A 21,296-nucleotide genomic window follows, 5' to 3' on the forward strand; every position below is an offset into this window, starting at 1 on the left:
CCGTCGATTGTCTCGTATCGTTTCAGTCATGATCATCGAGGCGCTGGTCGCAGAGATCATCGACCTCGCGGACACCCGCTCCCGAGTGGTCGTCGGATTCACCGGGCCACCGGGGGCGGGTAAGACGACGGTCGCACGTCGGGCGACCCTCGAGCTCGCCGACCGCCTCGGCGACGCACACATCGGATATCTCCCGATGGATGGTTTCCATCTCGCGACACCGATGCTGCACCTCCTCCGCCGCACCGAACGACGTGGGGCGCAAGACACCTTCGACGTCGACGGATTCGTCGCGACGCTCCGCAGGGCCGCCACGCCGGACACCGAGGTCTACGCACCAGATTTCGACCACAACCTCGGCGAGCCGATCGCCGCATCGGCGCTGATCCCCGCAACGGCGAGAATCGTTGTCGTCGAAGGCAACTACCTCGCATTCGACGGCGCGTGGGCGCCCGTTCGTCGACTCATCGACCGCATGTGGTTCGTCGACCTCCCCGACGCCATCCGACATGAACGCCTCCTGGCCAGACACGTCGCCACCGGCCGGAGCGTCGACGATGCGCTCGAGTGGATCAGGAACGTCGACGACCCGAACGCCGCACAGATCAGGGCAACGCGCGCACACTCCGACGCCGGGCTCGACGCCACCACCATCGACTGACCGCCGACTCCGAACCCGCGCAACCTCAGCCGATTTCGATCAGCAGGTCGCCGGGTGAAACCTGCTGCACGGATGTCACCGCGACCCGGGCGACCTTGCCGCCGACCGGCGCGGTGATGGTCGCCTCCATCTTCATCGCCTCGATTGTGCCGATCGCCGCGCCCGCCGCAATCTCGTCGCCGACGTCCACCGACAGCGATACGACGCCCGCGAAGGGTGCGCCGACGTGATTCGGATTTGCCCGATCAGCACGCTCGGCGGCGGCAACCTTGGAGTCGACGGACCGATCTCGTACGGCGACCGGCCGCAACTGACCGTTGAGCACACACATCACCGTGCGCATGCCCTTCTCGTCGGGTTCGCTGATCGCCTCGAGACCGATCAGCAATTCGACGCCCGGTTCGAGCTCCACGCGGTGCTCGTCGCCGTAGCGCAGTCCGTAGAAGAATTGATTGGCCGACAGCCTCGACGTGTCCCCGTACATTTCCTGATGCTCCTCGAATTCCCTTGTCGGACCGGGGAACAACAGTCTGTTGAGGGTTTCCTGCCGGTGCCTGCCCGCCGTGTCGAGTGCGGTGTCGTCGGCTGCACTGAGCTCTTCGACGGGGCGCGGGGCCGTGCGACCGGCGAGCGCGCGGGTACGCAGCGGCTCGGGCCACCCTCCCGCGGGCTCACCCAATTCGCCTCGGAGAAAACCGATCACGGAGTCGGGGATGTCGTAGGCGCCGGGGTTCGCGGCAAAGTCAGCCGGTGCGATGCCCTGCCCGACGAGGGCGAGGGCAAGGTCGCCGACGACTTTCGACGACGGCGTCACCTTGATCAGCCGCCCCAGCATCGCATCGGCGGCAGCGTAGGCCTCTTCGACAGCCTCGAAGCGGTTACCCAGTCCCAACGCGATGGCCTGCTGACGCAGATTCGACAGCTGGCCGCCCGGAATTTCGTGCGAGTAGACGCGCCCGGTCGGTGCGGGAACACCGGATTCGAAGGGGGCGTACACCTTTCGCACCGCTTCCCAGTACGGCTCCAGGTCGCAGACCGCCTTGAGGTCCAGCCCGGTGTCGTGCTCGGTGTGCGCAAACGCCGCGACGATTGCCGACAGCGGCGGCTGACTCGTGGTGCCCGCCAAGGGTGCCGACGCGCCGTCGACGGCGTCGGCGCCCGCGTTGACGGCCGCGAGGTACGTCGCCAACTGTCCGCCAGGGGTGTCGTGGGTGTGGACGTGGATGGGCAGATCGAACTCGCTTCGCAACGCGCGGACCAGCTTGTCGGCCGCGGGCGCCCGCAGCAGCCCCGCCATGTCCTTGATCGCGAGGACATGCGCACCGGCGTCGACGATCTGCTCCGCCAGGCGCAGGTAGTAGTCGAGGGTGTAGAGCTTCTCGTCGGGGTTCGCGAGGTCGCCCGTGTAGCTCATCGCGACCTCGGCGACCGCGCGATCGGTCTCGAGCACCGCGTCGATGGCGGGTCGCATCTGCTCGATGTTGTTGAGCGCGTCGAAGATTCGGAAGATGTCGATGCCCACGTCCGTCGCCTCGGCGACGAAGGCGGTCGTCACCTTCTGCGGGTACGGCGTGTAGCCGACGGTGTTGGCACCGCGCAGCAGCATCTGCAGACAGATGTTGGGAATCTCTTCGCGCAACTGCGCCAACCGATCCCACGGATCTTCCTTCAGGAACCGCAGCGCGACGTCGTAGGTGGCGCCGCCCCAACACTCGACGGACAGCAGCTGCGGGGTCGTCGCCGCGACATACGGTGCGACGGCGAGCATTCCGCTCGTCCGCACGCGCGTCGCGAGCAGCGACTGATGGGCGTCGCGGAAGGTCGTGTCGGTGACACCGACCGCAGCGCGCTCGCGAAGGTCGCGCGCAAAACCGTTGGGCCCCAGGGTCAACAGTCGCTGCCGCGAGCCGTCGGGCGGCGCGAGTAGTTGGGCGCGGTCGAGCGCGGGAAGCTTGTCGCGCGGATACACCGTGCTCGGACGTTCCCCGTGCGGCTTGTTGACCGTCACGTCCGCGAGATACGACAGAATGCGCGTACCGCGGTCAGCCGATCCACGTGAATTCAACAGCCACGGGCGGTCTTCGATGAACGACGTCGTCACGTGTCCCGCGGCAAAGTCGGGGTCGTCGAGCACCGCCTGCAGGAACGGAATGTTGGTGGCCACACCGCGAATGCGGAACTCCGCCAGGGCACGTCGTGCACGACGCACCGCAGTGTCGAAGTCGCGACCGCGGCAGGTCAGTTTGACCAGCATCGAGTCGAAATGGCCGCTGATCTCTCCGCCGAGAACCGCACCGCCGTCGAGTCGGATGCCTGCACCACCGGGCGTGCGGTAGGCGGTGATACGCCCGACGTCGGGCCGGAAACCGTCCGATGGGTCCTCGGTGGTGATGCGGCACTGTAGTGCTGCTCCGCGGATGGCGATCGAGTCCTGACTCAACCCCAAGTCGTCGAGGGACTGCCCCGACGCCACCCGCAACTGCGCACCGACAAGGTCGACGTCGGTGATCTCCTCGGTCACCGTGTGCTCCACCTGAATGCGCGGATTCATTTCGATGAACACGTGCCGACCCTGCACATCAACCAAGAATTCGACGGTCCCGGCGCACGAATAGCCGATCTGCTTGGCGAACGCGACGGCATCGGCGCAGATCCGCTCCCGTAGTTGCGGATCGAGGTTTGGCGCCGGAGCCAACTCGACGACCTTCTGGTGCCGACGCTGCACGCTGCAGTCGCGCTCGAAGAGGTGAATGACGTTGCCCTGCGTGTCGGCCAGGATCTGCACCTCGATGTGGCGCGGATTGATCACGGCCTGCTCGAGGAACACTGTCGGATCACCGAATGCGGTGTCGGCTTCGCGGGATGCCGCCGAAATGGCCTCGGCGAGATCCTCACGCTTGGCGACGCGCCGCATACCGCGACCACCACCACCGGCAACCGCCTTGACGAAGACCGGGAACTGCATGTCGGCGGATGCCGCAACCAACTCGTCGACGTCGGCCGACGGCTCCGAGGACGCAAGCACCGGCAACCCGGCAGCCTTCGCCGCAGCGATGGCCTCGGCCTTGTTGCCGGTCAGCTCGAGTACATGCGCGGGCGGTCCGACGAACGTGATGCCATGCTCGGCACACGCCGCCGCCAGGCCTGCGTTCTCCGACAGGAAGCCATAGCCGGGATAGACCGCATCCGCGCCCGAATGCAGTGCGGCACCGATGATCTCGTCGACGGAGAGATACGCACGGACCGGATGCCCCGGTACGCCGATCTGGTACGACTCGTCGGCCTTCAGTCGGTGCAGCGAGTTGCGGTCCTCATACGGGAATACCGCGACCGTTCCGGCCCCGAGCTCATATGCCGCACGAAATGCTCGGATCGCGATCTCACCGCGATTTGCGACCAGGACTTTCTCAAACATCTCGGGACACAACTTTCGTTCGTCGAATACACGTTGCCCGGGCAGGCACCATCGGGACAGGCACCGCCGTCGTCGTCGACCTTATCCGTAAGTGAGGGTGATACCTCACTTTTGTCTCAAAGTGTGAGAGCGCGCTGCGCGGGTCCTGTGTAGCTACTCAACGGACGGATCAGCGAGTTCGACGCTGCCTGTTCCATGATGTGCGCAGTCCACCCCGTGATGCGGCTCATCACGAAAATCGGCGTGAACGATCCGATGTCGAAGCCCATCAGGTGATACGCGGGGCCGGTCGGGAAGTCGAGATTCGGTTTGATGCCCGTGCGCTCGTCCATCAGCCGCTCGAGTTCGGTGTAGATGCGCAGCCACCGGTCCTCGCCGAGCTGTTCGGAGACCTCGACCAGAGCCGCACGCATCGTCGGCACCCGCGAATCGCCGTTCTTGTAGACGCGGTGGCCGAACCCCATCACCTTGTCCTTGTTCTCCAGCTTGAGCTCGAGCCAGGCGTTCGCCAGTTCCGGGCGGTCGATTTCGATCATGTCGTACATGACCGCTTCGTTGGCGCCGCCGTGCAGCGATCCCTTCAGCGCTCCGATCGCCGCCGTCACCGCGCTGTAGATGTCCGACTGAGTCGAGGTCACGACACGGGCCGCGAAGGTCGATGCGTTGAAACTGTGCTCGGCGTAGAGCACCATCGACTTCTCGAACGCCGAGACGACCACCGGATCGGGAACCTTCCCGAAACACATGGCCAGAAAGTTCTCCGCGTAGCCGAGTCCGTGGTGCGGGGGTATCGGGTCGAGTCCGCGTCGTCGACGCATGTCCGCCGCGACGATGGTCGGCAGGATCGAGAACATCCGCAGCGCCTTGTCGTAGTTCGCGGTGGGCGCCGCGTTGTCCTCGTCCGGGTCCTCGGTGCCGAGGTAGCTGATGACCGTGCGAACGACGTCCATCGGGTGGCAGTTCTCCGGAATACGGGCGAGGACGGCCTGTGTCGACCGATCGAGTCGACGACTCGCCCGCTCTCGCTGCGTGAACGCGGCGAGTTGGGCGTCGGTGGGCAACTCGCCATGCCACAGGAGGTACGCGACCTGCTCGAAACTGCAGTGCGCGGCGAGATCCTGTACGGGATAGCCCCGGTAGGTCAGCGAATTCGTTTCGGGCACAACCTTCGAGATCGCAGTGGTGTCGACGACGACCCCGAGAAGACCCTTGTGAATAGCAGGTTGGCCAACTGGCGGCGCGCTCATGGATGTACCTCCGGCGTGGAATTCAGGGTGAAGTTGAACAGTTCGGAATCGAAGTCGTTGTAGTCCGCGTAGCGCAGCAACTCGTAGAGCCTGCTCCGATGCTGCATGCCGTCGAGGAGTCCCGATTGTGTTCCGGTAGAGGCGATCTCCCGAAGTCCTGACTCAACGGCACCCATCGCGATGCGTAGCGTCGTCACCGGATAGATGACCGCGTTGTAGCCGACGTCCCCCAGTTGTTTCGCAGTGAGCAGGTCGGATTTGCCGAACTCCGTCATGTTGGCAAGGAGCGGAACGTCAACGGCCGCACGGAATCTCTCGAACTCCGAGGCGTCACGCAATGCCTCCGTGAAGATGAGGTCGGCGCCGGCATCGGCATACGCCTTGGCGCGATCGATCGCGGCGTCGAGACCCTCGACGGCACGCGCGTCCGTCCGCGCAGATCACGAAGTTGTCGTCGCGTCGTGCCGTGACCGCTGCCGCAAGCCTTGCGAGCATCTCGCCGACGGGAACGACGTCCTTGCCGTCGAGATGACCACACCGCTTGGGATTGACCTGATCCTCGAAGTGGCAGCCGGACAACCCCGCGTCTTCGAGGGTGGCAACGGTCCGCGCCGCGCTCATGGGTTCACCGAATCCGGTGTCGGCGTCGACAAGTGACGGCAGGTTGGTTGCGTGGGCGATCTGCCCGCCGCGAGCGGCGACCTCACTCAGCGTCGTGAGCCCGACGTCGGGGAGTCCGATATCGGCCGAGAGCACAGCGCCGGAAATGTACACGCCCTCGAACCCGACGTCGGCGATGAGCTTGGCCACAAGCGGCGAGAATGCGCCGGGCCAACGCTGCAGACTTCCCGACGCCAAGCCCGCCCGCAGCGCAAGCCGCTTATCGGTGGCAGGTACCGATGACGAGAACAGCCCCGCCACAGCGTTTTCCGATGAGGTCATCAGAAGATCCCCGCCCCGATGGTCGGCGCCTTGTCGAGCACGACGGACAGCACCTTCGGAGTGAGTGCGTCGAGGCCTCCCGCCTCGAGCGACGCGAGATCGGCTGCCGCATCGAGGAATCGACGCTGCTCGGCCGTATCGATCACGCCGTCTGCCATGGTGGAGAACTTGGCCTCGTACTGCTCCCGAGCGAATGGGCGGGCACCGAGTGGATGTGCGTCCGCAACAGCCAGTTCGTCTGTGATGACCTCACCGTTGCGCAGCGTCACAACCGCTTTCGCGCCGAACGCCTTCTCCCCCGGATCGGTGGAGTGGTAGCGGCGGGTCCACTCTGGATCTTCGACGGTCGAGATCTTGCGCCACAGCTCGACGGTGTCGGGACGATGTGCACGTTCGGGCGCATACGACGCCTCGTGGTGCCAGAAACCGTCCTGCAGCGCGACGGCGAAGATGTAGGGCACCGAGTGGTCGAGCGTCTCTCGACTGGCCGACGGATCGAACTTCTGGGGATCACCGGAGCCCGTACCGATCACGACGTGGGTGTGGTGGCTGGTGTGCAGCACGATCGATTCGATGTCGGCGAGATCGGTGATCCGCTCACGCATCCGACGCGCGAGGTCGATCGGCGCCTGACTCTGATACTCGGCCGAGTGCTCCTTGGTGTAGCTGTCGAGGATCGCCCGCTTGGCCTCGCCCGGACCGGGAAGCGGTATCTCGTAGACCTTCTCGGGGCCACCGAGTAGCCACGCGATCACGCCGTCCTCGCCCTCCCAGATCGGAGCGGGCGCACCCTCACCTCGCATCGCACGGTCGACGGCCTCGATCGCGATCTTGCCCGCGTGAGCCGGCGCGTATGCCTTCCAACTGGAGATGAGGCGCTTCCGCGATTGCCGCGTCGCGGTTGTCAGGTGCAGGGCTTGGCCAACGGCCTGGTAGATCGTCTCGACGTCGAGACGCAACATGGTTCCCAGCCCCGCGGCGACGGAAGGACCGAGGTGCGCAACGTGGTCGATCTTGTGCTCGTGCAAACACATTCCGCGCGTCAGATCGATCTGGATCTCGTAGGCGGTGGCGATGCCTCGGATCAGGTCTGCACCCCCGGCGCCGACGTGCTGCGCCACCGCGACCAGCGGGGGGATGTTGTCGCCCGGGTGCGAGTACTCGGCGGCGAGGAAGGTGTCGTGGAAGTCGAGTTCACGCACGGCCACCCCGTTGGCCCACGCGGCCCACTCCGGGGAGTACGTGCCTGCGACACCGAACACCGCCGCGCCGCGGCCGCCCCGTCCGTGCGGGTGCACGAGCGCCTGTAACCGCGCAGCCGTCACCGGTCGACGGATCACCGACGCGGCGCTGACCGCCGCGTTGTCGATGACCCGATTGATCACCATCTCGGCTGTCTCGATCGGCACCTCGACAGGGTCGGCGGCAACCTCGGCGATTTTCTGAGCGAGATGCTCGGACTGACCGAAGTCGGAGGCACTGCGGTGGGTCCGCACGTTGTGAATGATCATGTTCGCACCGTACGCATCTCGTTCGTCTCCGCATAAGCCCTGGCGAATGCGTATTTTTGCGGATGACTGCCCTCAATTTTGCGAATGTTGTGAACACATGAGGAGTTAGGCTCTGTGCATGGCACACCCCTCTGCCGCGACGCCCGGGAGACTTCTCGTAGGAGCTCGCCTACGCAGGCTCCGCGACGAGCAGGGACTCTCCCAGGCCGCACTCGCACGTCGTATCGACAAGTCGACCAGCTACGTGAATCAGCTCGAGAACGATCAGCGCCCGATCACCGTCGGCGTGCTTCTCGCACTCACCCGCGAGTTCGACCTCAACGCCGACTACTTCGCGGCCGACACCGACGCGCGGCTGGTCGCCGACCTGGCCGACGCACTTGCGACCGCACCAGACGGCGGCGACGTCACGCGCGCGCAGATCACCGAGCTCGTCTCCCGAATGCCCGACGTCGGTCGCACGATCGCCGCCCTCCACAGGCGCCTCGTCGCGGCAGAGTCCGAGCTCGACACCTACCGGGGACAGGCCGCGAATGCGGGCGGAGCGTCGTCGACTCCGATGCCGTTCGAGGAGGTCCGCGACTTCTTCTACGACCGCAAGAACTACATCGACGTCCTCGACCGGGCAGCCGAGGACATGTTCGATCAGCATGGCCTGCGCGTCGGAGGACTCGACCTGCAGTTGGCGACGCTGCTGTCACGCGAACACGGCGTCTCCGTGTCGATCAGCCGTGACACCGACCCCGTCGCCGCCGCGCGCCGCCCCAAACGCGTCTTCGATCCCACTCGGCGCGTCGTCCAGCTCGCGGGTCGACTCACCTCCGGGCAACGCGCGTTCCAACTGGCCACCCAGTTGGCGTTGATCACGCAGAGCGATGTGATCGACGCGGTGATCGCCGACGCCGTCGAACTGAGCTCTGAGTCACGGGCTGTAGCCCGAATCGGACTCGCAAACTACTTCGCGGGAGCATTGTTGTTGCCGTACAGACACTTTCGCGACGCAGCGGAGGACGCGCGCTACGACATCGAACTGCTCTGCGTCGGCTTCGACGTCGGCTTCGAGACCGTGTGCCATCGGCTGTCGACTCTCCAGCGCCCTGGACATCGCGGCGTCCCGTTCATTTTCGTCCGGACCGATCGCGCGGGGAACATCTCCAAGCGACAATCCGCCACCGCATTTCACTTTTCGCGGGCGGGAGGGAGTTGCCCGCTCTGGGTCGTACACGACGCATTCGCCTCGCCGGGGCGGGTTGTCACCCAGGTCTCGCAGATGCCGGACGGCCGGTCGTATTTCTGGCTGGCGCGCAGCACCGACGAGGGGTTGGGCTACCTCACACAGCACAAATCCTTCGCCATCGGATTGGGTTGCGATCTCGCACACGCCGACCGCCTCGTCTACTCCACCGGCATCGACCTCGCCGACGACCGTCGTACCGTACCGATCGGCGCAGGATGCAAGGTGTGCCCGCGACCTGCCTGCCCGCAGCGGGCGTTCCCGCAGGTCGGCAGGCCCATCGACGTCGACGTCACTGTCAGTGACTCCGTCCCGTATCGCCCGGCCCGCACAGGGTAGGTGAGCTCGTGAGTGACAGTCCGACGTCGTTCGGTCCGTCACGCATGCGTCGGCGCGTGTCCCGTCTGCGGTAACGTCGGGCGAAATGATATCGGTTACCAAGAAGCACAGCCGTGCTCGCACGGCTAGGTCACTCGTACTCGGGTACGCGTGGCCTGCTCTTGCTGCCATCGCCGTCTTGGCGGTCACCATCGCAACGGTCGTGGGGCTCACCCTGCATTCGTCAGCGACTGCCGACTCAGCACCCCCGACAGATAACGCCCGGTCGGTCGCGGCCCCGATCATCCCGCGCCCCTCCTGCCCCGAGAAGTCCGACGGAAAGGCCATCGTCGTCGGACTCGCGTCGCAACACATGGTGCTGTGTCTCGACGGCCGACAGATCTCCGACGTCCCTGTCACCACCGGCAGCGTCGACCGTGGCGCAGGCACACCGCTGGGCACCTGGCGCATCGAAAGTCATGACGTCGATCGCACGCTGAGCGGTCCCGGGTACACGGTGTTCGTGCACTACTGGTTGCACCTTTTCGGCGACATCGGATTCCACGACTCGCCCTGGCAGAAGTTCCCCTACGGCGACACGACGGCATACAAGACCCGAGGCTCCGAAGGCTGTATTCACGTGCCCGGCAACGAGATCAAGCACCTCTACGACTGGGCGGGCGACGGCACGCCTGTGACGATCACGGCCTGACCGTCGGCCGATCTGCTTACCTTCCGTAACAATCCCCGCGGTCGTCACGATGTCTGTAATGCGAGATTCGAGTACATCTACCAGGGAGATCCCATGTCGAAGATCACGCATTCACCGTCGACGCGCATCCGCAGGTTCGTAGCGATCGCAGCTGCCACTGCCGCGGCGGCGGTTCCGCTGGCCACAGGCGGCGGACTCGCTTCCGCTGCGCCCGCCCAGCCCGTCGGACACTGCTCCATCACCTATCCCAACCCCAATCTGTTCGCACTGCCGACCTCGGCCACCGCATCGATCACTCAGTCGGGTCGCGGTGGCATCCAGGTACGCCTGGACTCCAGGCCGCTGTCGATCGCCGGCTACCAGCAAAAGGTGACAGTGACGTGGGCAAACCTCCGAACCGGGAAGTCGGGCAGCGTGTTCAGCGACCCGACGCGCGTCGGTGGCCTCACGTCGACGGTCTCGGTGCCACGAATCGCCACCGCCCCCGGCCGCATCGCACTGGTGATCGGCGCCACCAACACCAGTTCGATCAACCCGAACGCAATGACCAACGGCGATTGCAGCACCGAGTACGTGGTTCGCTGACGTCTGCCGACGACCCATTGGCAACGTCGGGAGCCGGTCGCTGAAGGCAACCGCCCTCCCCGACATGCCGGGCGGGCCCGATCGTCGTAGCGTGTCGCTGTGCCCTCAGCAACCCTCATCGAGAATGCCTCCGTGGTGACCGTCGACCCGGATCGTCGGGAATTGACGCGCGCGTCGGTGCTGATCGAGGGCACCACGATCAGCGCGATCATCGAGGCGGATGCCCCAGCGGCGCCGTTGCCTGACGACGTCATCCGGATCGACGGCTCGGGCTGCGTGCTCACGCCCGGCCTGGTGAACACCCATCACCACCTCTATCAGTGGATCACTCGGGGGCTCGCCGCCGATCACACGCTCTTCCAATGGCTGACGACGCTGTACCCCATCTGGGCGGGTATCGACGAGCAAGCTGTGCACACGGCAGCGCTTGGCGGTCTCTCGACACTCGCGTTGTCTGGCTGCACGACGACGACCGACCACCACTACGTCTTCCCGCGCGAGGGCGGCGACCTGCTCGGTGCCGAAATCGGTGCAGCCCGGGCCGTCGGCGTGCGCTTCCACCCGACGCGCGGTTCGATGGACCTGTCCGAGAAGGACGGCGGCCTACCGCCGGACACCGTGGTGCAGAGCATCGACGAGATCCTCGCCGCAAGCTCCGATGCCGTTGCGCGCTGGCATGATCCGGCACCGGATTCGATGCTGCGCATCGCACTGGCACCGTGCTCACCGTTCTCGGTGACCACCGACCTGCTCCGCGAATCCGCCGTGCTGGCACGAGAACTCGGCGTCCGGCTGCATACCCACCTCGCCGAGTCGGTCGACGAGAACACTTACTGCGACGAGCATTTCGGTTGCACACCACTGGAATACATGGAATCGGTCGGTTGGACGGGCGACGACGTGTGGTTCGCCCACGGCATCGAGTTCGCCGACGACGAGATCGCCCGGCTCGCAGCGACGTCGACCGGCGTCGCCCACTGCCCCACCTCCAATGCCCGCCTTGGCAACCACATCTGTCGCACTCGTGACCTCGTCGACGCAGGGGTTCCCGTGGGATTGGGCGTCGACGGCGCGGCGTCGAACGAATCGGCCCGTCTCCTCGAGGAGGCACACCAGGCCGTGCTGATGGCCCGCACCCGGGGAGGCCCAACCGCGCTCACGACCCGGACGGCCATCGAGCTCGCCACCATCGGTGGTGCTCGAGTACTGGGCCGCGCCAACGAGATCGGCTCCATCGAGGTCGGGAAGCTCGCCGACCTCGTCCTCTGGGACCTCACCACGCTCGCGCACGCCGACATCGACGACCCGGTGGCAGCACTGGTTCTCGGCGCCATCCCGCCGATCAAGGCGTCGTGGGTCAACGGCACACAGATCGTCGCCGACGCCGAGTTGCTCACCGTCGACACGACGACCGTCGCGGCCGACTGCGCACGCGAGCATCGTCGACTACTCGACAAAGCACGCGGGGCCCTCACATGACACCTCCTATGGCACGCAGGGGACTGTGATGGACCTGCACACGGTCTCGACCTACCGCTATGCCTACAGCCGCGACGACCTCACCTTGGCGGCGGGCGAGCGCATCGTCGCGGGCGGCACGTGGTTCTTCTCCGAACCGCAGGTGACGTCGAGCGGGGTGGTCGACATCAGCCGAATCGGCTGGGAGCCCTTCGAGGAACTGCCCGACGGCGGGCTGCGGATCGCGGCCACTGCCACCATCGCGCAACTCGCCGAGCTGCCCGCCGAACACGGTTGGCGGGCACATCCGCTGCTCTTCCAGTGCGCGACAGCACTTCTGGCGTCCTTCAAGATCTGGAACGTCGCCACCGTCGGCGGAAACATCTGCCGTTCGTTCGCGGCCGCATCGATGGTGTCGCTCGCGGCGGGACTGGACGGTCGCGCACTGATCTGGCGGCCGGACGGCACCGATTACAGCCTCGACGTCGCCGACTTCGTCACCGGCAACGGAACCAACACCCTGGGCGAGGGAGAGGTGTTGCGCGCCATCGACATCCCCGGATACGCACTGCGCGGCAGAACCGGATTCAGGAAGATCGCCTTGGCAGAGTTGGGACGCTCCGGCGTGGTGGTCACCGGGCGCCGCGACGAGGATGACACCGTCGTCGTCGGGATCACCGCGGCAACGCTATGGCCTACCGTGCTGCGCTACAACGGATTACCCGACGCCGAGCGTCTGCGCTCCGACATCTGGTCGGCCGACGGCTACTACACCGACCCGCTCGGCGCCGCCGATTGGCGGCGCGGGGTCAGCGCGGTCCTGGCCGAACAGATCCGTGACGAACTGGGACGGGACGAACCACAACGGGACACGGAAGGGGCTGCTGCACCGTGAAGTTCGAGATCAACGGCGAGCCGGTTGACGCGAGTCCCGCTGCGGGACAGTGCCTGCGCACATTTCTGCGCGACCAAGCCCACTTCGAGGTCAAGAAGGGTTGCGACGCGGGCGACTGCGGCGCGTGCTCGGTGTTGGTCGACGACACGCCGGTGCACTCGTGCATCTTTCCGGCCCAGCGGATCGAAGGTCGTTCGGTCACAACGGTCTCGGGCCTCGGTACACCCGACGACCTCCATCCCATGCAGCAGGCCTTCGTCGACAACTTCGGCTTCCAGTGCGGCTTCTGCACGGCCGGAATGATCGTCACGGCGTCAACGCTCGACGCCGACACCGCCCACGACACCGACGAACTACAGCGGAAGATGAAGGGAAACCTCTGCCGCTGCACGGGATATCGCGCGATCCGCCAGGCGATCCGGCAGGGCGTCGACGCCGCACAGCCCGCCGATCCCCCCGCCAGCCAACCCGCTGGTCGAGCAGACTCCACCGCTGGTCGAGCAGACACGAGCAACGCGTCCCCCGCTGGTCGAGCAGACGCGAGGAACGAGCGTCGTGTCGAGACCACCTCCCCCGCGATCGGCGCGTCGCTCACGCCGCCCGCGGGCCGCCGGGTTGTCACCGGAACCGAGCCGTACACCTTCGACGTCGCAGTCCCCGGAACCCGCTACCTGCGAGTGCTCACCTCGCCACACCCGCACGCCCGGATCGTCTCGATCGACACGTCCGCGGCGCAGGCTCTTCCCGGCGTCGCGCTCGTCCTCACCCACGAGAACGTCAGTACGCGAAGGTTTTCCACCGCGAGGCACGAGTCGCGTGCCGACGATCCGGACGACACACTCGTCCTCGACTCCGTGGTGCGGTTCGTCGGGCAGCGGGTGGCGGCAGTGGTCGCCGACACCGCCGGAATCGCCGAGGAAGCGTGCCGCCTGATCGACGTCGAGTACGAGCTCCTGCCCGGCGTCTTCGATCCCGAGGAAGCACGACGTCCCGGCGCCCCACTGGTCCACCCCGAACGCACCCCCGAGGACCGCGTGTTCGAGGCAGAGCGCAACGTCATCTCCTCGTTCCACGAGGGATTCGGTGGCGACGTCGACGCCACGCTCGCGGACTCTGCCGTCACCGTAGGCGGAACCTGGCAGACTGCACGAGTTTCCCACGCACAGTTGGAGACCCACGGCTCCATCGGCTGGCTCGACGACGACGGCCGACTCGTGATCCGCACCAGCACGCAGGTGCCGTTCCTGGTACGCGACGAACTCGCGCTTTTGCTCGACCTTCCCGCAGATCGCATCCGCGTGTTCAGCGCCCGCGTCGGCGGCGGATTCGGCGGCAAGCAGGAGCTACTCACCGAAGACCTGGTGGCGATCGCGGTGCTACGCACCGGAATGCCCGTTGCGTACGAGATGTCGCGGACCGACGAGATGACCCGCACCACCTATCGTCATCCCTTCCGTGTCGCAGTCGATCTCGGCGCCGACGCGGACGGCCGACTGCGTGCGATGAAGGTCGACGTTCTCTCAGACACGGGCGCGTACGGCAATCACTCCATGGGTGTCATGTTCCACGCGTGCGCCGAGTCGGTCTCGGTGTACAACTGCCCGGTCAAGCGGATCGACGCCGAGGTGGTCTACACCAACAACCCACCGTCTGGTGCGTTCCGCGGCTACGGCCTCGGGCAGGTGATCCTCGCCGTCGAATCCGCCATGGACGAACTCGCGATTGCCCTCGACATCGATCCGTTCGAGCTGCGTCGACTCAACGCGGTCCGCGACGGCGATCCGCTTCTCATCGCGCACCCCGAACCCGAGGACGACCTGATCTACGGGAGCTACGGGCTCGACCAGTGCCTCGACCTCGCCCAGACAGCACTACGCCGCGGCAATGATGTCGCTGCGCCAGAAGGTGATTCGTGGCGGATCGGCGAGGGCATGGCCATTGCCGCGATCGCCACCATGGCTCCGCGCGGCCATTTCTCGACCGTCACCGTCGGTGTCGACACCGACGGGAGCTACCACGTCGGTGTGGGCACGGCCGAGTTCGGCAACGGCACGACGACGGTGCTCACCCAGATCGTCGCCGAAGCGTTGGGCACCGTACCGTCGCGAATCGTGTTGGCACACGGCGACACCGACGCAGCGATCTACGACACCGGCGCCTTTGCGTCGGCAGGCATCACGGTCGCCGGAAAGGCAACCTATGGCGCAGCACTCGCGCTGCGTACGGTCCTGCTCGACGCGGCGTCGTCGATCACCGCAACGGCACCCGACGCCATCCGGTTGGTCCCCGACGGCGCACTCGTCGGTGAACGACTCGTGAGCTTCGACGAACTCATCGACACCGTCGACGCTGCGCACCGCGTGGGCGACCGCGTGGTCGCCACCGGTTCCGAGAGCGGCGCGCTGCGCTCGATTGCGTTCAACGTGCACGCTTTTCGGGTAGCCGTCGACACCGCGACCGGCAACGTTCGCATCCTGCAGTCCGTCCAGTCAGCCGACGCGGGCACGGTGATGAACCCGCAACAGTGTCGCGGCCAGGTGGAAGGTGGTGTGGCGCAGGCGATCGGATCGTCGTTGTATGAGGAGATCATGCTCGACGGCAAGGGCGTGCCGATCACACCCGTGTTCCGCACCTATCGGGTGCCGCAGATGGCCGATGTCCCCGAGACCGAGGTCTACTTCGCCGACACCGCCGACGAACTCGGCCCGTATGGCGCGAAGTCGATGAGCGAGTCACCCTACAACCCGGTGGCCCCCGCTCTTGCCAACGCGATCCGGCGGGCGATCGGCGAGCGCCCGTACGAGCTGCCGATGTCGCGTGATCGGGTGTGGCGCCTGCTCCAGTGACGATTGGCATTCCAGACGCGGCCCGAGCGTGTGGACGCAGCTGGTGTATCAGCCGCGCGTCTGCCAACTCGAGCCGCGTCTGGGATCTGAGTCGGGTCAGCCGACGGTCGCACAGTTTCGGTGACCCGAACTTTTTGATTCGCCCGTGTTGAACTCGACGTCGAGCTGTGCGAGATTGGTCAGGTGAGCACGGTCGAAGAGCGCGAGCAGCCGGAGCCGACCGAGGCCCGCCGACGCATACGTCGTCCGCGTGCGCTGTTGCGCAACGTCGCACTACTCGGCCCCGCCTTCGTCGCCGCGATCGCCTACGTCGACCCGGGCAACGTCGCAGCCAACATCACCGCAGGGTCCCGATACGGGTTTCTGCTGGTCTGGGTGCTGGTGCTGGCCAACGTCATCGCCATGCTGATTCAGTACCAGTCGGCGAAGCTCGGCATCGTCACCGGCAAGGGACTGCCCGCCCTGATCGGGGCGCGGATGGGTCGTCGTTCTCGACTCGCGTTCTGGGCACAGGCCGAGGCCGTCGCAGTGGCAACCGACCTCGCGGAGGTGCTCGGCGGGGCCATCGCACTGCATCTGCTGTTCGGACTGCCACTCGTCCTCGGCGGCGTGATCGTCGGCGTGGTGTCTCTCCTGATGCTGCTTCTGCAGAATGCGCGCCAACAACACGTTTTCGAACGGGTCATCCTTGGCATGCTCGCGATCATCGTCGTGGGATTCCTCGCAGGCCTCGTCGTCGAACCGCCGCCCGCCGGAGAGGTTCTCGGTGGGCTCGTGCCCCGCCTGCAGGGCCCCGAGACAGTGCTGCTCGCCGCGTCCATGCTCGGCGCGACTGTGATGCCGCACGCGATCTACGTCCACTCCTCACTGGTCGTCGACCGACACGGCATCAGCTCGTCGCCGTCGCGAAAGCGGCGCCTGATCAGGGTGACGCGGTGGGATGTCGTCATCGCTCTCATCGTGGCAGGCGCCGTGAACATCGCACTGCTGTTGCTCGCGGCCACCAACCTCCGCGGCAAGGAGGGCACCGACACCATCGAGGGAGCCTACGACGCCGTCCGCGACTCCCTCGGCCCCTCGGTGGCGACCATCTTCGCAATCGGCCTGCTGGCCAGCGGGCTCGCAGCGACCTCTGTCGGTTCGTCGGCGGGCTCGGCGATCATGGACGGCCTACTGCACGTTCGGGTTCCTCTCGTGGTGCGCAGACTCGTCACGCTCATTCCCGCGCTCGTCGTGCTCGCTGTCGGTGTGGACCCAAGCTGGGCGCTGGTGATCAGTCAGGTGGTGCTGAGCTTCGGAATCCCGTTCGCGATCATCCCCCTCGGCCGACTCACCGCCGACCGCGGGCTCATGGGCGAGTACGCCGATGGGTGGCCGCTGCGCATCGGAGCCGCGGTGTCGTCGGTGCTCATCGTCGTGCTGAACCTTGCCCTCATCGTGCTGCTGATCATCGGCGCGTGAGCATCAGCAGCACCGCGTGTTGTCATCGGCGCCACATGGGACTTCTCTATTCCGACATCTCGGCTCCACATGTCGTCCGTCACGTTGACATCACCGGCCAGCACGGCTATCACTGATATGCACTCGACCGACCGGGTGCGAATGCGCTTGCAGGGAGGTGAGATCCGAATGCCATCTGGTGACAGTTCTTCTGACAGAACATCGTTCGAATCGTGCCCTCCCCTCGCTCGTCACAGGTGAGCCGACGCCGCGCGTATCGCGTGCGGTACCGCGGCCGTGTGCGGGTTGGGGAACCCTGACCCCAAGGCGGTCCTCATGTCCATCACCGCACTCGACATCTTTGCCCGTATCTCCGTAGCACTGCTATGTGGAGCCGCGATCGGCTTCGAACGCCAGTGGCGTTCTCGCACAGCGGGTCTGCGAACGAACGCACTCGTCGCGCTCGGAGCGGCCCTGTTCGTCGCGATGGGGGCATTCAGCTTTCACGGTCCAGACGCCGACCCGACTCGCGTTGCTGCCCAGATCGTTTCCGGTATCGGCTTTCTCGGTGCAGGCGTGATCATGAAGCAGGGCGCGTCGATCTCCGGTCTCAACACAGCGGCGACACTGTGGGCGTCGGCCGCTGTCGGCGCTCTCGCCGGCGGCGGACTCCTCCTCGTCGCCATCGCGGGCACGGCAACCGTGATGCTCGCGAATACGCTGCTCCGACCCCTCGGTAGGCTGATCGACCGCCACCCCGGCGACACCGGCCGTGAATCGCCCTCCGCGAACTACATTTTCGAGGTCACCTGTCCACAAGCGGCCGAAACCACCGTGCGCGCAATGGTGTTCGACGCCGTGCACCGTCCGGAGCTGACCGTACGGTCCATCGCCGCGACCGACGACGAAAACGGGATCGTGACGATCACCGCGCATGTGTTCAGCGCCGAGCGCAACGACCGCGACATCGAAGACGCTCTCGCGACGGTGGTGCGCGCCGAACCGGTGACGTCGGTGCGCTGGTCGGCGAGCGCCGAACCGAGCGCCGACTGAGAGACGAGCGCCGACTGAGAGACGAGCGCCGACTGACGAGCACGCACGGATTCCCTGTCCGGATGGACAGGGATTCCGCTGCTCTTCTGGTCTGATCATCTTTTCATCTGAGCAGGTGGACTTGTTCAGACGTGATATGGCGCACAGAGTGGATCGTGAATCACCGGTTACGTCACAAGGAGATCGCCACATGGCCATCGAGCTCAATCAGATCTGGGACTTCCCGATCAAGGACTTCCACCCGTTCCCCAATGCCAAGCTCGGCGTCGGCGCGCACGACATGCTCGGCGTTGAAGCAAAAAACCTGGGGATGACCCGCGTCCTGCTCATGACCACGGGATTGCGTGGCTCGGGGATCATCGAGGAACTCGTCGGCAAGATCGAGTACCAGGGTGTCGACGTCGTTCTCTACGACAAGGTCGAGTCCAACCCCAAGGACTACAACTGCATGGACGCCGCGGCGCTCTACCAGTCCGAGAAGTGCGACGGGATCATCTCGGTCGGTGGTGGTTCAAGCCACGATGCCGCCAAGGGCGCACGCATGGTGATCGCCCACGACGGCCGCAACATCAACGAGTTCGAAGGCTTCTCCAAGGCCACCAACAAGGAGAACCCCGCGCACATCGCCGTCTCGACCACTGCGGGCACGGGCTCGGAGACCTCCTGGGCCTATGTCATCACCGACACTTCGGACATGAACAAGCCACACAAGTGGGTCGCGTTCGACGACACCTGCCTCGTCGACCTCGCCATGGACGATCCGCTGCTCTACTACAGCTGCCCCGAACACTTCACAGCCTTCTGCGGCTTCGATGTGCTGGCCCACGCCTCGGAGCCCTATGTCTCGCGACTCGACTTCGCGCCGTCACTGGGCAACGCGAAGTACTCCATCGAACTCATCCGTGACCACCTGCGCACCGCCGTGTACGAGCCTCGCAATCTCGAGGCACGTACCGGCATGATGCACGCGCAATACATTGCGGCACAAGCATTCAACTCGGGTGGCCTCGGGCTGATTCACTCACTGTCACATGCGGTCAGCGCCTTCTACGACAGCCACCATGGCCTGAACAACGCAATCGCACTTCCGCGCGTCTGGGAGTACAACCTGCCGAGCCGCTACGAGCGTTACGCCGACATCGCCGCACTGCTGGGTATCGACACCAGCAAGATGTCGACCGTGCAGGCAGCCGACGCCGCAGTCGAGGAGGCGATCCGGTTGTCCAAGGACCTCGGTATCCCCGACAACTTCGGACAGCTCAGCGTCAACAGCTACGAGAAGAACCGGATGAACACCGGCAAGTACGAGGGCCGCGGAGACACGATGGACACCTCGGACAAGCAGATCCGCGCAATCGCCGAACACATGATGGACGACTGGTGCACGCCGGGTAACCCGCGCGAGTGCACCGTCGAGTCACTCATCCCGATGGTGACCCATGCAATGACCGGTAGCTACTGAGCCACCGCTACAAGCCCTCGGGAGACTGAGCACCTCCCGAGCCGCGGATCGGTCCGGGCGAGGTCGCGACCTGACCCTTCACCTGGACCGATCCGCACCCCAGGTCACCGCGCACGATCGTCATGAGGAGCCATGCCAGAGAGCACAACAGTGCCGTCCCGCCACTTGTCCAGCGCCACAACCCGATTCGACACGGTCGAAGAACTCACCGATGCACTCGCTGAGCAGGAATACCTGATCGACGACGACCTTGCCGTCGTTGTGCACCTCGCGACACTGCTCGACAGGCCTCTCCTACTCGAGGGACCCGCGGGCGTCGGCAAGACCGAGCTCGCCAAATCCCTTGCGGCAGCCTCGGATCGGCAGCTCCTCCGGCTGCAGTGCTACGAGGGTCTCGACGACTCCAGAGCACTCTACGAGTGGGATTACGCCCGCCAGCTTCTTCACGTGCAGATGTTGCGCGACAGAATCAGCGGTGAGCTCGCCGACGAGCCCACCCTGTCCGCGGCGTCGGCGGCGCTCTCGCGCACCGACATCGGCGTCTACACCGAGGACTTCCTCGTCGCACGACCATTGCTCGCGGCCATCACTGCACCGCTGCCCACCGTGCTGCTCATAGACGAGATCGATCGAACCGACGAGGCCATGGAGGCCGTGATGCTCGAGGTACTCGCGGAGCGGCAGGTGACGATTCCCGAGCTCGGCACCTTCGCCGCGCGTTCGTCACCGTGGGTGATATTGACCTCCAACGACACCCGGGAACTGTCGCCCGCCCTGAAGCGACGCTGCGTGCACTTCCAGGTCGACTATCCCGACGTCGAACGCGAGCGGGCAATCGTGTCGGTGCGCGCGCCGGAAGTGGAACCCGGGGTGGTCGCCGACGTCGTCGACCTCGCACGCCGTCTGCGGGAGTTGCCGCTGCGTAAGAGTCCTTCCATCGCCGAGGTGATCGATGCCGCGCGGGCAGCGTCGTACCTGCGCACGACGACTGCCGCACACGCAGCCGACGTCACGCACGATCGAACGTCGACAGACCGTGCACTTCTCGCACTGTTGGTGAAGTTCGGCAGTGATCTCGATATCGCCAGGGCCATGGTGGGCACACCAGCGTCGTCCGGGTCCGACATCCAGGATTCGAGGCCGTCCGCGAGCGACGGTTCTAGTCCGCGAGGGTCGCTGACAGCAACAGCTTTCGGGTCGGGTCGTGCGCGTAGCGTCCGTCGACGTTGACGTGACCACTTCTCGAGAGCGCAGCGGCGCCCGGACACGTGATCGCGTTCTTGACGCACTCTCGGTGATGTTCGGACACCTTCTCCGCGGCCACCGGGTCACCGTGTCCCCGGCCGAGGTCATCGAGATCCGTCGCACGCTGGCACTCGTCGGCGCCGACGATCTCGACCGACTGCGGGCTGCGCTGCGCGCGGTGAGCGTCAAGTATGCGCACGAGGCAGACGGCTTCGAGATCGCCTTCGATCTCGTGTTCGTTGGGGTACCGCATCGCGATACGGCCACCGACC

General features: G+C 65.7%; 14 protein-coding genes and 2 pseudogenes. 12 read left to right on the forward strand and 4 right to left on the reverse strand.

From position 1 onward, the window contains the following. Positions 1 to 28: 28 nt before the first annotated feature. Positions 29 to 661: a nucleoside/nucleotide kinase family protein gene (locus GOSPT_RS10305; RefSeq protein ID WP_005205829.1), complete on the forward strand. Its 633-nt coding sequence runs from the start codon at positions 29 to 31 to the stop codon at positions 659 to 661. 25 nt (positions 662 to 686) lie between these two features. Here GOSPT_RS10305 and GOSPT_RS10310 read toward each other — a convergent pair whose 3' ends face one another. From GOSPT_RS10310 to prpD, 4 genes and pseudogenes are all read right to left on the reverse strand, one after another. Next, positions 687 to 4,076 (reverse strand): pyruvate carboxylase, encoded by a 3,390-nt coding sequence (locus tag GOSPT_RS10310; RefSeq protein ID WP_005205830.1) that lies wholly within the window; start codon positions 4,074 to 4,076, stop codon positions 687 to 689. Positions 4,077 to 4,192: 116 nt separating this feature from the next. Beyond that, the gene (locus GOSPT_RS10315) at positions 4,193 to 5,323 is read right to left on the reverse strand and encodes a bifunctional 2-methylcitrate synthase/citrate synthase (RefSeq protein ID WP_005205831.1); all 1,131 of its coding nucleotides are present in this window, start codon (positions 5,321 to 5,323) and stop codon (positions 4,193 to 4,195) included. Next, positions 5,320 to 6,265, reverse strand: a pseudogene (gene prpB / locus GOSPT_RS10320) (methylisocitrate lyase). Before prpB ends, GOSPT_RS10315 begins: the two are co-directional and overlap by 4 nt. Then, on the reverse strand, positions 6,265 to 7,776 hold the full coding sequence (gene prpD / locus GOSPT_RS10325) for a 2-methylcitrate dehydratase PrpD (protein ID WP_005205834.1): 1,512 nt from the start codon (positions 7,774 to 7,776) through the stop codon (positions 6,265 to 6,267). Before prpD ends, prpB begins: the two are co-directional and overlap by 1 nt. Positions 7,777 to 7,894: 118 nt before the next feature. Between prpD and GOSPT_RS10330 the strand changes: the two genes are divergently transcribed. The 11 genes and pseudogenes from GOSPT_RS10330 to GOSPT_RS10380 all read left to right on the forward strand — a co-directional run. Continuing rightward, positions 7,895 to 9,349 carry a short-chain fatty acyl-CoA regulator family protein gene (locus GOSPT_RS10330; RefSeq protein ID WP_005205835.1) on the forward strand — a complete coding sequence of 485 codons (1,455 nt, stop codon included), beginning with the start codon at positions 7,895 to 7,897 and terminating at the stop codon, positions 9,347 to 9,349. A gap of 85 nt (positions 9,350 to 9,434) precedes the next feature. After that, a complete protein-coding gene (locus GOSPT_RS10335; RefSeq protein WP_005205836.1) occupies positions 9,435 to 10,040 on the forward strand; it encodes a L,D-transpeptidase in 606 nt (201 codons plus the stop codon). A gap of 93 nt (positions 10,041 to 10,133) precedes the next feature. Further along, entirely contained in the window at positions 10,134 to 10,625 is a 492-nt protein-coding gene (locus GOSPT_RS10340) for a hypothetical protein (protein ID WP_005205837.1), read from the forward strand. 99 nt (positions 10,626 to 10,724) lie between these two features. After that, on the forward strand, positions 10,725 to 12,104 hold the full coding sequence (locus tag GOSPT_RS10345) for an 8-oxoguanine deaminase (RefSeq protein ID WP_005205838.1): 1,380 nt from the start codon (positions 10,725 to 10,727) through the stop codon (positions 12,102 to 12,104). A gap of 28 nt (positions 12,105 to 12,132) precedes the next feature. Beyond that, a complete protein-coding gene (locus GOSPT_RS10350) occupies positions 12,133 to 12,978 on the forward strand; it encodes an FAD binding domain-containing protein (RefSeq protein ID WP_005205839.1) in 846 nt (281 codons plus the stop codon). Beyond that, positions 12,975 to 15,824, forward strand: a complete 2,850-nt coding sequence (locus GOSPT_RS10355) for a molybdopterin-dependent oxidoreductase (protein ID WP_005205840.1) — start codon at positions 12,975 to 12,977, stop codon at positions 15,822 to 15,824. Before GOSPT_RS10350 ends, GOSPT_RS10355 begins: the two co-directional genes overlap by 4 nt. A 183-nt stretch (positions 15,825 to 16,007) precedes the next feature. Further along, the gene (locus GOSPT_RS10360; RefSeq protein WP_005205841.1) at positions 16,008 to 17,285 is read left to right on the forward strand and encodes an Nramp family divalent metal transporter; all 1,278 of its coding nucleotides are present in this window, start codon (positions 16,008 to 16,010) and stop codon (positions 17,283 to 17,285) included. Between the two features lie 321 nt (positions 17,286 to 17,606). After that, positions 17,607 to 18,317 (forward strand): MgtC/SapB family protein, encoded by a 711-nt coding sequence (locus tag GOSPT_RS10365; protein ID WP_168431263.1) that lies wholly within the window; start codon positions 17,607 to 17,609, stop codon positions 18,315 to 18,317. A gap of 190 nt (positions 18,318 to 18,507) precedes the next feature. Then, positions 18,508 to 19,779 carry an NDMA-dependent methanol dehydrogenase gene (mdo, locus tag GOSPT_RS10370; protein WP_005205843.1) on the forward strand — a complete coding sequence of 424 codons (1,272 nt, stop codon included), beginning with the start codon at positions 18,508 to 18,510 and terminating at the stop codon, positions 19,777 to 19,779. Between the two features lie 132 nt (positions 19,780 to 19,911). After that, entirely contained in the window at positions 19,912 to 21,009 is a 1,098-nt protein-coding gene (locus tag GOSPT_RS10375; RefSeq protein WP_005205844.1) for a MadB family AAA-type ATPase, read from the forward strand. Positions 21,010 to 21,076: 67 nt separating this feature from the next. Next, positions 21,077 to 21,296 (forward strand): annotated as a pseudogene (locus GOSPT_RS10380) (MadC family VWA domain-containing protein); the annotation flags it as partial.

The organism is Gordonia sputi NBRC 100414, assembly GCF_000248055.1.
In the GTDB taxonomy this organism is placed as follows: domain Bacteria; phylum Actinomycetota; class Actinomycetes; order Mycobacteriales; family Mycobacteriaceae; genus Gordonia; species Gordonia sputi.

Bases quoted from the DNA above. Each gene is read 5' to 3' on its own strand.
- GOSPT_RS10305 (WP_005205829.1), top strand. From the start codon at position 29: ATGATCATCGAGGCGCTGGTCGCAGAGATCATCGACCTCGCGGACACC.
- GOSPT_RS10310 (WP_005205830.1), bottom strand. From the start codon at position 4,076: ATGTTTGAGAAAGTCCTGGTCGCAAATCGCGGTGAGATCGCGATCCGA.
- GOSPT_RS10315 (WP_005205831.1), bottom strand. From the start codon at position 5,323: ATGAGCGCGCCGCCAGTTGGCCAACCTGCTATTCACAAGGGTCTTCTC.
- prpD (WP_005205834.1), bottom strand. From the start codon at position 7,776: ATGATCATTCACAACGTGCGGACCCACCGCAGTGCCTCCGACTTCGGT.
- GOSPT_RS10330 (WP_005205835.1), top strand. From the start codon at position 7,895: ATGGCACACCCCTCTGCCGCGACGCCCGGGAGACTTCTCGTAGGAGCT.
- GOSPT_RS10335 (WP_005205836.1), top strand. From the start codon at position 9,435: ATGATATCGGTTACCAAGAAGCACAGCCGTGCTCGCACGGCTAGGTCA.
- GOSPT_RS10340 (WP_005205837.1), top strand. From the start codon at position 10,134: ATGTCGAAGATCACGCATTCACCGTCGACGCGCATCCGCAGGTTCGTA.
- GOSPT_RS10350 (WP_005205839.1), top strand. From the start codon at position 12,133: ATGGACCTGCACACGGTCTCGACCTACCGCTATGCCTACAGCCGCGAC.
- mdo (WP_005205843.1), top strand. From the start codon at position 18,508: ATGGCCATCGAGCTCAATCAGATCTGGGACTTCCCGATCAAGGACTTC.
- GOSPT_RS10375 (WP_005205844.1), top strand. From the start codon at position 19,912: ATGCCAGAGAGCACAACAGTGCCGTCCCGCCACTTGTCCAGCGCCACA.